The 12,878-nt window shown below is 52.7% G+C and carries 8 protein-coding genes and 1 riboswitch; all 8 genes read left to right on the top strand.

What is annotated here, in order from left to right:
* Nucleotides 1-8: 8 nt before the first annotated feature.
* The 8 genes from bioB to ACO0LK_RS18715 all read left to right on the top strand — a co-directional run bounded on the left by bioB (nt 9) and on the right by ACO0LK_RS18715 (nt 12,873).
* Nucleotides 9-1,037 carry a biotin synthase BioB gene (gene bioB / locus ACO0LK_RS18750; RefSeq protein WP_422977695.1) on the top strand — a complete coding sequence of 343 codons (1,029 nt, stop codon included), beginning with the start codon at nt 9-11 and terminating at the stop codon, nt 1,035-1,037.
* A gap of 164 nt (nt 1,038-1,201) precedes the next feature.
* Nucleotides 1,202-3,205, top strand: a complete 2,004-nt coding sequence (locus ACO0LK_RS18745; RefSeq protein ID WP_422977693.1) for an acetyl/propionyl/methylcrotonyl-CoA carboxylase subunit alpha — start codon at nt 1,202-1,204, stop codon at nt 3,203-3,205.
* Nucleotides 3,206-3,579: 374 nt separating this feature from the next.
* A complete protein-coding gene (locus ACO0LK_RS18740; RefSeq protein WP_422977691.1) occupies nt 3,580-4,308 on the top strand; it encodes a pyridoxine 5'-phosphate synthase in 729 nt (242 codons plus the stop codon).
* 455 nt (nt 4,309-4,763) lie between these two features.
* A riboswitch (cyclic di-GMP riboswitch) is annotated at nt 4,764-4,848 on the top strand.
* 39 nt (nt 4,849-4,887) lie between these two features.
* Nucleotides 4,888-5,784, top strand: coding sequence for a response regulator (locus tag ACO0LK_RS18735; protein ID WP_422977689.1), 897 nt, complete (start codon nt 4,888-4,890; stop codon nt 5,782-5,784).
* Between the two features lie 86 nt (nt 5,785-5,870).
* Nucleotides 5,871-6,230: a response regulator gene (locus ACO0LK_RS18730; protein WP_422977687.1), complete on the top strand. Its 360-nt coding sequence runs from the start codon at nt 5,871-5,873 to the stop codon at nt 6,228-6,230.
* Between the two features lie 20 nt (nt 6,231-6,250).
* Nucleotides 6,251-6,796, top strand: a complete 546-nt coding sequence (locus tag ACO0LK_RS18725) for a chemotaxis protein CheW (RefSeq protein ID WP_186949506.1) — start codon at nt 6,251-6,253, stop codon at nt 6,794-6,796.
* 90 nt (nt 6,797-6,886) lie between these two features.
* Entirely contained in the window at nt 6,887-8,692 is a 1,806-nt protein-coding gene (locus ACO0LK_RS18720; RefSeq protein WP_422977684.1) for a methyl-accepting chemotaxis protein, read from the top strand.
* A gap of 149 nt (nt 8,693-8,841) precedes the next feature.
* Nucleotides 8,842-12,873: a hybrid sensor histidine kinase/response regulator gene (locus ACO0LK_RS18715; protein ID WP_422977682.1), complete on the top strand. Its 4,032-nt coding sequence runs from the start codon at nt 8,842-8,844 to the stop codon at nt 12,871-12,873.
* The last annotated feature ends 5 nt before the right edge of the window (nt 12,874-12,878 follow it).

Below are 12,878 nucleotides of genomic sequence, written 5' to 3'. Positions count from 1 at the left end.
AAACAAAGATGCAAGCTACTGATACGACTTTGCAAGCCGTGCAATTCCAGCCTCCGGTCAAGAAAATCGAAGCTGAAACCTGGCCCGTGGATGAAGTGCTGGCCCTGTTTGATTTGCCCTTCAATGACCTGATGTTCAAGGCACAGACTGCACACCGCGCCAACTTCCCGGATGGCGATGTGGAGCTGGCGACATTGTTGTCCATCAAGACTGGTGGCTGCGAAGAAGATTGCAGTTATTGCCCGCAGGCGGCACGCTATGACACCGGTGTCGAAGCCAAAAAAATGCTGGATGTGCGTGAAGTGCTGGACGCTGCCAAAGCCGCCCGTGAAAACGGCGCAACCCGTTTCTGTATGGGTGCTGCCTGGCGTTCACCCAAAGACCGCGACATGGAAAAAGTCGAAACCATGGTGCGTGAAGTCAAGGCCATGGGCCTGGAAACCTGTGCGACACTGGGCATGCTGAAAGAAGAGCAGGCACAGCGTTTGAAAGATGCCGGTCTCGATTATTACAACCACAATCTTGACACAGCGCCCGAGTTTTACAGCAACGTCATTTCTACCCGCGATTATCAGGACAGGCTCGATACCCTGGGCCATGTACGCAGCGCCGGTTTGAAAGTCTGTTGTGGCGGCATCGTTGGCATGGGTGAATCACGTCGCCAGCGCGCTGGCCTGATCGCACAACTGGCGAACCTGAATCCCTATCCTGAATCGGTACCGGTCAATCATCTGGTCCAGGTGGAAGGCACACCTTTACACGGACTTGATCCACTTGACCCGCTGGAATTTGTGCGCACCATCGCCGTCGCCCGCATCACCATGCCAAAGGCACGGGTACGTTTGTCTGCCGGTCGTCGTCAGATGGGTGAAGCCGTGCAGGCCATGTGCTTCCTGGCGGGTGCGAATTCGATTTTTTACGGTGATAAATTGCTGACTACGGCCAACCCGGAAGCGCAGGATGACCGTGTCTTGCTGGATAAACTGGGCTTGAAAACGCGCGGCAAGGTCGAGGCGAAGGCTGGTAGTTGTTCTTGAGGAAGACCTTACTTCTTCAGCACAGAGCTTATTTGAGCACAAAGAGAAAAATGAGACACAGAGGAAGGCAAGTACTTGTTTAATTCTTTTACTTGCATTTCTTTAATGGCTACATATCGTAAAAAATTATCGTAACCAATACATCCGCCCAAAAGGTTAGAGACATGTTTACTAAAATTCTTATCGCCAACCGTGGTGAAATTGCTTGCCGTGTTGCTGCTACCGCACGCCGCATGGGCATTAAAACTGTCGCTGTGTATTCCGAGGCTGACGCCAATGCCAAGCATGTGGCTGTCTGCGATGAAGCCGTGCTGATCGGCCCTGCCGCTGCCAAGGAAAGTTATCTGCGTGCTGACAAGATCATCGCAGTTGCCCTGGCGACTGGTGCACAGGCTATACATCCTGGCTATGGCTTCCTGTCGGAAAACAGTGAATTTGCCGAAGCCTGCGCCAAAAATGGCATAGCTTTTATTGGCCCGCCCGCATCAGCCATCGAAGCCATGGGCAGCAAATCGGCAGCCAAATCATTGATGGAAAAAGCCAATGTACCACTGGTGCCTGGCTACCATGGTGATAATCAGGATGCTGATTTTTTACATACCGAAGCTGATCGTATCGGTTATCCGGTGCTGCTGAAAGCCAGTGCCGGCGGCGGTGGCAAGGGTATGCGCGTGATTGAAAAATCAGCTGATTTCAAGGACGCCCTGGCATCCTGCAAGCGCGAAGCCATCAATTCTTTCGGTGACGATAAAGTGCTGGCAGAAAAATATCTGCAAAGACCGCGCCATATAGAAATCCAGGTGTTTGCGGATACCCATGGCAATTGCGTGTATCTGTTTGAACGCGATTGTTCGGTACAGCGCCGCCACCAAAAAGTGCTGGAAGAAGCACCAGCACCCGGCATGACAGCAGAACGCCGCGCTGCCATGGGCGATGCTGCCGTGGCTGCCGCAAAAGCGGTGGGTTATGTGGGTGCCGGTACAGTGGAATTCATCGCCAACCAGGACGGGTCTTTCTATTTCATGGAAATGAATACCCGCCTGCAAGTTGAACATCCTGTGACAGAAATGATCACCGGTACTGATTTGGTGGAATGGCAATTGCGTGTTGCTGCCGGCGAAAAACTGCCTCTGCAACAAAGCGAATTAAAGATCCATGGTCACGCCATAGAAGCGCGCGTGTATGCAGAAAATCCGGAAAAAGGTTTCCTGCCATCGATAGGGACATTGCGTCATGCACGCACCCCTGTTGCGGTAAATTTTGAACTCGGTGGTGCGACTGATCCTGCGGCTTTCCGTATCGATAGCGGTGTGCGTGAAGGCGACACGATTTCGCCTTTCTATGACCCCATGATCGCCAAGATGATCGTCTGGGGCAAGGACAGGAAAGAAGCACTGGCACGCATGGCGCAGGCGCTGGCGCAATACCAGATCGTCGGCCTGAACAGTAATATCGCCTTCCTGTCACGTCTGGTCACCAGCACGGCTTTTTCTGGCGCTGACCTCGATACGGGTTTGATAGAACGCAATCAGGCAGAACTGTTTCCTGCACCGGTAGCAGCGAGTCTGACGACACTGGCGCTGGCGGCCGTGTCCCTGCTGAATTCAGAAAAATCCTCAAGTAACAACAGCAATGACCCTTGGCAATCCAGCCATGGCTGGCGCATGAATAGCCTGCTGCAACGTAGTCTGCAATTCACCGAAGAAGAACAGGCGCATCAGGTGCAGGTGACGTATCTGGCTGATGGCTGGCAAGTGCAGCTTGGTGATGCCGTCGCACATGTTAGCCTGGCACTGGCCGATGAGAATGATATTGTCATCAAGATTGCAGACCAGACTGTCGCTGCCACCGTGGTGCGTGACGGCGAACACTTCCATGTGTTCAGCCAGGGCAGACATACAGACCTGCATTACATTGATGCACTGGCACATGCAGGCGAAGCCGAGGCCGAAACTGGTCGCCTGACTGCTCCCATGCCGGGCAAAATCGTTGCCGTACTGGTCAACAAGGCGCAGGAAGTGAAGAAGGGCGATGCCCTGCTGATCATGGAAGCCATGAAAATGGAACACACCATTTCTGCACCGCATGACGGTGTGATTGATGAAGTCTTGTATGCGATTGGTGATCAGGTAACGGAAGGGGCGCAGTTGCTGGCGTTTCAGCAGTAAGCTTGCCTGAAGCTTGAACCGTAAAGCCAGCACTGTTGTGCTGGCTTTATTCTTTAAATATACGGTTTTTGCCTTACCCTTCAAGGGGAAGGCAGGGATGGGGGATGGATTTCAGTCGCTAATCCAATAAGTGTTTGATTGTCGGAAACCCATCCCCACCCCAACCCTCCCCTTGAAGGGGAGGGAGCAAAAAAAACGATATTTTTGCGAATAAAACAGATGTAGCAAGAAATGGGCGGGCTGTGTTACTTGTGTAAAGTGATTGGCGAGACATAATGTCTGGTCCAGGATGCATATGTAAATGAATTAGCGCAAGGGAGTAAAATCTGTCCTCAGGATCTTCCTCAAATTTTGACTAACCAGTTGACCTCAACATGACCGCACTCTCCATCAACATCAACAAAATCGCCCTGCTGCGCAATTCGCGTGGTCGTAATTATCCGGACGTACAGGCTTTTGCCGCCCGTTGCCTGGATCTGGGGGCGCAGGGCATTACCCTGCACCCGCGCCAGGACCAGAGACATGCGCGCTATTCGGATGTGGAAACTCTGGGTGCGCTGTGTCAGGCGCGAGGTGTGGAATTGAATGTCGAGGGCTATCCTGCACCGGAATTTCTGGATGTCGTCAAACGCTACCGTCCTGCACAATGCACGCTGGTACCGGATGCGCCAGATCAGCTGACCTCAGACCATGGCTGGGATTTGCGCAAGGATGCAGATTTTTTGCGCCCGGTGCTGGCCGAGCTCAAGGCCCTGGGCATACGCAGCAGCCTGTTTGTTGATTATGACAACATGGACCTGAACCTGGCCAAAGAACTGGGTGCGGATCGTGTCGAGTTATATACCGAACCGTATGCAGAACATTTTGGCACGGCACATGGTGAAGCAATTTTCCAGGGCTTTGTGGCTGCCGCCAAACGCGCGCAGGATGCTGGCCTGGGCGTGAATGCCGGGCATGACCTGAACCTTGATAACCTGGCCAGATTCCTGTACATACCAGGCATACTGGAAGTATCTATAGGCCATGCGGTCATCGTCGAATGCATAGAATCAGGTATGCAAGAGGTATTGAGTCGTTACGCAAAAATCTGTCGCCCGTACTAGAACTCATTTCATAAATAGGGGTGAGATGCGTTTGCCTCATAACGTGGGCTGGCAAGGCGGACGAGGCAGTCAATAGTAGGCCTATTGACAACGAGTCCAACGCAGTCCAGCACGCGTTATGAGGTAAACCCTTCGGGAACTGACGATTTGGGCGTATTGCAGCGTTGTGCCGCTTGCTAAGGCACCAGCCTTAGCTGCGCGTCACGCCTTGCACTACATCCCAAATCGTCTTGTTCGCACTCGCTCCTATTTATGAAATGAGTTCTAATTATTATGTATTTTGCATGGAAGAATGAAAAGCAAAAAAATGTGAAATTTTTCCTTGAATGCTGCAAATAATTGATCTACATTGAAATCGCAGCGGCCACAACGTGGCTGTTGGTGATGTGTCCCTTGATGCTTTTGTTGTTGGCAACATAGACCATCTTGCAGTAAAAACCGTACAAACAGCAATGTTTGTACAAAGGCAAACCATTCGAAAGGATGGGACGCAAAACTAGAGGGCCCTCGCAAAATACCGCAGGGCAGCCAGATGCCGTAATCCGCACATGCGGTTTTTCGTTAAGAGGCAGGTCGCTCATGAACAGTCATTCTATGGCGCTTTCCGGCGCTTCCAAAAAAGTCCTTATTGGTGTTTTTGGATTGTCAGATTACGAACTGCGTCTGGTTCGTAGTGTACTCAGTTTAACCATGGCAAGCGGCCGCAGGCATTCATATGCCCTGTTTGATGCGACGCATACTGCTGATCCGGATATCGTCATTCTTGATCCTGACAATATGCAGGCCAGAGCTGCTTTGCAGACCTTGATAGAGTCTCGCAATATCCCTGAACCTGCTACCGTATTTATCTCTAATGCCGGGCAGACCACGCCTGGCAAACACCATTTGCTGCATCCACTGGTTCCGACCAAAATGCTGGCACTGCTGGATCAGGTCGCTGATGAGCTGGACCGCGTCATGCCAGGCGCAGCGGCAGTAGCGACCGATGCAGCTAACACTTCCTCTTCTGTGGTACAGACACTGGTGCAAAAAACTGCACCGGCTTCAGTATTACAGACCGGTCACCGGGCTTTGATCATCGATGACAGCCCGACAGCCAGAATCAAAATTGATCTCGAACTGCGTGCCATGAAGATCGCTTCTGATTGCGCAGAGACGGGTGAACAGGCTTTGCAGATGCTGGAGAAAAAGGCTTACGACATCATTTTCCTGGATATCGTCATGCCGGGTGCAGATGGCTATGAAATCTGCAAAATCATCCGTCGTCATCCTCAAACCAAACGTACGCCGGTCGTCATGCTGACCAGCAAATCTTCTCCTTTTGACCGCATACGCGGTTCATTGTCGGGTTGCAGCAGCTACCTGACCAAGCCTGTGGAACACCTGAAGTTTCGCGCCGTGGTGGAGAAGAGTTTAACTGCTGGCGACCTTCCCTTTGCGATGGAAAAAGCCTCTGGCCTGGCCATGGGTACCTGAAGCAATTCCTGTTCAAGAATTTTGTTTAAAAGTACCGTTCATCCGAACGGTACTGGCAATGTGACCACCTATCTCAGGAGCAAATCATGAAAAAAGCCCTAGTCGTCGACGATTCCATGGCTGAACTGGCCAATATCAAAACCATACTGTCCGATGCCGGTTATCTGGTCGTGACCGCATCCAGCGGCAAGGAAACGCTGGAAAAAGCCAAGGCAGAAAAACCATCCATTATTTTCCTCGACATCGTCATGCCGGAAATGGATGGCTACGAAGCCTGTCGCAGCCTGAGCCAGGACCCGTCCACCAAAGACATACCGATTGTTTTTGTCAGCAGCAAATCGCAAAAAGCTGACCGCATCTGGGGCCAGTTGCAAGGCGCAAAAGGCTATGTTGCCAAACCCTATACCGCTGACCAGATCATCGATCAGCTCAAGATCGCTGCCTGAACTTTTTGAAGAGACGCATCATGAGCGCACTTTCCACCAGCAGCAACGGACCAGTCAAAGAATGGCTGCCACCCAGTATGGCCTTACAGCGTTTTGCCCCACCGGGTGACTTGCTGTGGAACGATGCTGCACCGGTGGTGGAAAGAAAGCGCTACGGCTATCGTCTGGCATCCCTGAACCTGCTGGTCAGGGCCGAGGTTGGCAGTGAAGTGATACGGGCGCAGGCCCTGGCTCCCTTGCCTGGTGCAGCGACCTATTTGCTGGGCCTGATCAATCTTCGTGGCAATCTGGTGCCTGTCTTTGATCTGGGTCTGGTATTGGGCGGCCGCAGGTCAGACATTACGCCGAATAAATTGTTCCTCATACTGGACAAAGGTGACAACGCCGTCGGTATGGTGATCGATAGCTATCCGCAGCCTTTGGTGGGCTTGCGCAGCATCGCGCAGTTGCCGCAACTGCCAGCCACGCTGGAGGCACATGTGCCTGCAGCCTACATGCTGGATGAGCGGGTCTGGCTGGATTTTAATCACGAAAGTTTTTTCGACAAACTCAGCCGCAGCAAGTAAGAACAAGTAAGAACAAGTAAGCACAGATCAGAACAGCAATACAGGCAAGCCCGCCTGTTCTTTGTTGATGTATTTTTCGTGGAGAGCAAAATGAAATTACGTACTCCGAATATCGGTATCCGGCTTGGTCTGGGTTTTACTGCCGTGTTGTTATTGCTGGCAGTCACCGCCTGGCTGGCGACATCCAATCTGAAAACCATCAATGACGGTACCCACCGCATTGTGGACGGCAGCTACCCGAAAGTGGTGCTGGCTTATAAGATGCTGGGCAATGTCAATGCCAATGCGCGTTCCATGCGTAATATGCTGTTACTGAATGATCAGGCAATGGTCGAGAAAGAACAGCAACTGATTTTGTCACGCAGGCAGAATCAGGAAGCAAATATCGCAGGCTTTGAAAAACTGATCGCCAGCGAAGAAGAAAAAGGCATCTTCCAGACCGCGACCGATGCACGTAACAAGTATGGTGCTTCACAAAAAGAATTTTTGCGCCTGGCGACGGAAGGCAAGAAGGCCGAAGCCACTTCCTGGCTGTTGGGCAATCTGCAAGCTGATCAGGAAAAATGGTTTTCTTCCATGGATAACCTGATCGATTACCAAACCAAATTGGTGAATTCCGATGGTGCGGCGGCGGATACCACTTACCTGAACGCCAAGAACGTATTGTTCATGGTTGCCGCCCTGTCCATCTTGTTGGCTGCTGGCGTGGCGTACTGGATGACGCGCAGTATTACCCGCCCGGTATCACATCTGGTAGCGGTTATGCAGAAATTGACACAGGGTGATGCCACCGTCAGGGCCCGCAGTAATCATCCGGATGAAATCGGCAAGCTCTCACGCCAGTTCGACAAGATGGTGGATGAACGCGAAGCCAGCCGCAAGACAATTGAAGAAGAAAATGAAAAACTCAATGAATCCGTTCTGGTGCTGTTGCAGGCGGTGGCGCAACTGGCTAGTAAAGATCTGACTGTAAAAGTGCCGGTATCTGCCGATGTGACAGGCGCGGTATCTGACGCCCTGAACATGCTGACCAGTGAAACCGCGAAAGTGCTGCGCGACGTAAGTAATATTTCTGCCGACGTGACGGAAGCGACGATGAAAGTGAAGGCTCAGTCCGATAACGTGATGGCGGCGGCGGCAGAAGAAAGGCTGGAAGTGGAACACACTACTCTGTCCCTGTCGACCGCTTCTGAAGAAATGCGCAATATTGCTGATCTGGCACAGACCTGCAACCGTGCAGCGGACAATGCGATACGCTCCACCCAATTGGCGATGGATACGGTAACCAGCACCGTGGGTGGTATTAACAGCACACGTGAAATCATACGCGAAACAGAAAAACGGATTAAACGCCTGGGTGAACGTTCGCAAGAAATTTCCGGTGTGGTCGGCCTGATCAATGCGATTGCAGAACGTACCCACATCCTGGCCCTGAATGCGAGTATGCATGCGGCGTCTGCAGGTGAAGCAGGTCGCGGTTTTGCGGTGGTTGCGGATGAAGTGCAAAGGCTGGCAGAAAATGCGCGTCAGGCAACGCTACAGATTTCTGGCCTGGTCAACAATATTCAGCTGGAAACATCCGACACGGTCAACACCATGAACTCTGCCATTGCCCAGGTGGTGGAAGGTAGCCGTCTGGCAGAACAGGCCGGTCTGCAAATGCAGGCAACCCAAAACGCCACTACCGAACTGGTGCAGTCGGTACAGCAGATTGCGGTCAAATCTCATGGCCAGGCCAAGGCCAGCCAGGATTTGCTTGATCGTGCGATACAGATCAAGAAAACCAATCAGGAAACCAGTCTGCAACTCGATGAACAGTCAGCCCAAACCACCAATCTTGTGGAATACGCAAGGATGCTGTTGTCTACGGTGCGCGTGTTCAAACTGGCTGCCTGATATAGCGTTGCAAAGGGTACAAAGGGTAAAAAGGGTACAAAGGGTACAAAGAGGGTCGGCTTGCCGGCGGCATGGTTTGCTGCCGGATTTTTTCTTCCCTTCCTCTTCTTCTATTTTCGTCATTTCCACCATTACTCGTCTGAGGCATCATGGAACAGCTAGAAACCCATTCGGCAGATTTCAGTCATGTCGTCCTCGGTGCGCTGGACGAGGTATTCAAGCTTATGGAGACTGATGCTACCCATTCGGTTAACGTGGCCGATGTCAGCAATGTGCTGGCTTGCTATATCGAACAGTTACGGCGCATACGTGCCGCAGCCAGTGCTGCCGATATGCCGGGCCTGCATTGGGTCTGCGCGCTGATAGAACGTAATCTGATCAATCTGCATAACCAGAACCGCCTGCTCAGTGATGAAGAATATTTTTTGCTGAGTGAATGGCCAGACCTGCTGGCCAGCCATGCATTGAATCATGGCGACCGCAATATAGAAACCCTGATCGCCCATCTGTCCACTGCCAGCTGGCCCCTGCCATTGAATCAGGTTGATTCCTGCGAATTGCGCCAGTTGCTTTGCACGGATCCGCTCACCTCTGATGAGGAAATTGATGAACCTCCACCTCTGTTCCTGGTTGCTACAGGCGACCTGCTGATGGATTCCACCCTCGATGGTGCCTCTTATACGAGCGCCAGCTATAGCATGTCGTTGCCTGTGCCACTGTCTGTTCCCCACAATGAGCAGGATTTCAGTCTGGCGGAAGCCGTACTGCAATCACTGCAGGGCGAGCCATTAGCTGATCCGCTCCCAATCTCCAGCCTGCATGATGCGCTGGATGCACTCATCATGAGCCTGACAGCCGATGAACAATTTGCCCAGGGCGGCGAGCATGATGCCCTTACCCTGCAAGCCTATGCAGCACAGTTGCTGGTATTTTCCAGTTGCGCATCCGCTCCGGCGATGGAAGCGATTGCCGACGCCTGTCATGCATTTGCCGCCGTAGTGACACAAAGATCAGCAGTAGCACGTCCCGTGAATGAATCCGAACTGGGATTGCTGAACCGCTTTCCGCTATTGCTGATGGATGGCATTACCGACCCGGCCAATCCTGATCTGACCGCGAACATGCTGGATGTTATCTATGATGCGGCATGGATGGGCGAGCATGAATCAGTCGCAGGGTCTGACACTGACGCATCCCGGGTAGCAGCGGAAATACAGGTGCAGGCAGACGTAACAATGTCTTCGGACGCACCCGCGCCTGTTTCTATACTTGTTTCTGCTGCTGAACAGGAAATCAGTAGCGACATGCTGACATTGTTTGCCAAAGAATTCAGCCTCATGGCCGACATGCTGACGGAAGACCTGAATGCCGTGCAGGCATTGGATGCCTCCAGCGCAGAAACAATGCAAGCCCTGCAAAATTACGGCGATGCCCTGTCGCGCATAGGTGCCACTGCAGAATCCGTGGGTCTGATCGCGTTACAACAGGTATTGAATATCCTGGCACAGCAATTGTCTGCACTGAATGCAAAACCCGATGAACACCAGCATGTGCTGCTGACGACTTTGCCAGCAAGGCTGCTCGCTTACCTCGAAAATCCGCTAGCAGAAGTGCCCGCACTGGAATTGATGGAACTGGTCATGGACCCATCCTGGCCAGCGGATGCCGTGCAATGGGATGACAGCCTGTTTGCCCGCCTCATCGATGTCAGGGTGCTGGAAGCGAGTCAGCAGGAAGACAGTGCGCCAAGCATCATCAGTGCGGCTGATGTATCCGTACAATTGCCGAATGATCTGAACACGGAACTATTCGACGGCCTCTTGCAGGAACTGCCTGTCCAGGTTGCCAGTTTCACCTCGGCCATTGAGAAACTGGCCAGTGGCACAGGCAAAATGCAGGACGTGGAACAGGCCAAGCGGGCTGCCCACACACTGAAAGGTGCGGCCAATACGGTAGGCATTGCCGGTATCGCCAATCTGACTCATCATCTGGAAGATTTGCTGATCGTACTGAGCAATCAGCAAAGCTTGCCTGACAGGGCCTTGTCCGAAGTACTGACCGAAGCGGGCGATTGCCTGGAAGCCATGGGCGAAGCAGTTATGGATGCAGGCCCGGCACCGGCCCAGGCACAGGAAGTCTTGCAGCAAGTCTGTGATTGTGTGCGCATGATGCAGAGTGGTGAGCATATTGTCCAGCGTGTTGCAGAACATACCATGCCGGAAGAAAGCCAGGACATATCTGCTGTTGTATCGGTTGCGCAATCCGAAGGCGTGGTGCTGGATCTGGTTGAGCCTGGCTCGCATGCTTCCGAACCGATGTTGCGTGTACCGGCCAAAGTCGTCGATGAATTATTGCGCCTGGCTGGTGAAAACGTGATTTCGAATGCGCAAATCCAGGAACAGCTGAAACAGACACAGAAACAATCAAAAGCCATACAGAAGCAGGACATCCTGTTCCAGAAACTGATCGCCGATCTGGAAAACCTGGTCGACGTGCGCGGCATGAGCAGCCCGCAGAAAATCGCCAGCTCCAACACCAGCATGACAGATGGTGACTTTGATCCGCTGGAGTTCGAACGCTATAGCGAATTGCACACCATCACTGCCCAGCTGGTAGAGGCGCGCACCGATGCCTTCGAAATGTCGAATCACATCGATGAACAATTGCATTCACTGGCCGAATTGCTGGAAGTGCAGCGTCGCCTGCAAATGGAAAACCAGCATGCCGTGATACGTACGCGCCTGGTGCCGGTGACGACCGTGGTGTCACGCCTGCAACGCAGCGTGCGTCAGACCTGCCGTCTGCTGGACAAACAGGTCAACCTGACGATACTCGGCGCGAATACCAATATCGACAGCAATATGCTGAATGACCTGACTGATCCGCTCATGCACATCTTGCGCAATGCGGTGGATCACGGCATGGAAGCAATTTCTGCCAGGCTGGAGCAAAAGAAAGCGGTCGCCGGACTGATAGAACTGAGCTTTGCCCGTGAAGGTAATTCCATCGTCGTGCGCTGCCGTGACGATGGTGCCGGACTGGATTATGCCGCCATACGTCGTACTGCCCTGAAGAGAAAACTCATCAGTGCTGACCGTGTCCTTTCGGATGAAGAACTGGCAAGGCTGATCCTGATGCCCGGTTTTTCTACCAGGGATGCCAGCACGCAAACATCTGGTCGTGGCATAGGCATGGACATGGTGCATTCCCGCATACTGGAAATGAAAGGCTCCCTGAACCTGCGTTCCGTCGCCGGTCAGGGTCTGGTGGTGGAATTGCGTCTGCCAGCCAGTCTGTTGTCGGAACATACCCTGATGGCCAGGGTGGGTGGCAACATGATGGCAATTTCCAGCCGCCGCATCCTCGACATCCATTACATCACTGACGCGCAAATCGACATGATTGCAGATCAACCCGTGTATCGGGTTGATGACACCGTGCATCAATTGCTGAAGCTCGACAAGTTGCTGGGCATGCAGGGCAAGAGCCGTGATGTGCAGGCGCATGGCTATCCGGTTTTGCTGATTAGTACCGATACCGGTGCCACCTGTGCCATACAGGTACAGGAACTGGTTGATGGCCGTGAAGTCGTGGTCAAAAAATTTGGTCGCTATGTACCTAAAATTCAGGGCACTATCGGTGCCGTTATTCTGGGTGACGGCAGTGTCGCACCAGTGATTGATTTGCCTGAATTGCTGCGTGCCACCATGCAGCAAGACATGCGCACAGACGATGAACGGACAGATTTGCCGGTACATGGCGAAGCACAGGCCATGCATGTTAGGACTGCACTGGTGGTCGATGATTCCCTTTCCGCCCGTCGTGCCAGCGCACAGATCATGCGTGATGCCGGTTATGAAGTGCGTACCGCGATTGATGGCCTGGAAGCCGTTGCCCTGATCGATGAAGCCTTGCCTGATGTGATACTGGTGGACATGGAAATGCCACGCATGAATGGGCTGGAACTGACCAGCCATGTGCGTGCCCGCAAATTGAAAAAACATATCCCCATCATCATGATCACTTCACGTTCCACCCAAAAACACCGCCAGCAGGGCGATGCCGCCGGTGTCGATGCCTATCTGGTCAAACCCTTCAGCGAAGATGCACTGCTCCAGCATATTAATCGCTTGACCAATCGTCTGACCAACCGTCTGACTGATCCTTCGACAGGGGTATGAACATG

The sequence above is a fragment of the Undibacterium sp. Ji49W genome (genome assembly GCF_049340205.1).
In the GTDB taxonomy this organism is placed as follows: domain Bacteria; phylum Pseudomonadota; class Gammaproteobacteria; order Burkholderiales; family Burkholderiaceae_D; genus Undibacterium.
The sequence above is the reverse complement of the archived record's forward strand: the minus strand, read 5'-3'. Positions and strand labels throughout refer to the sequence as shown.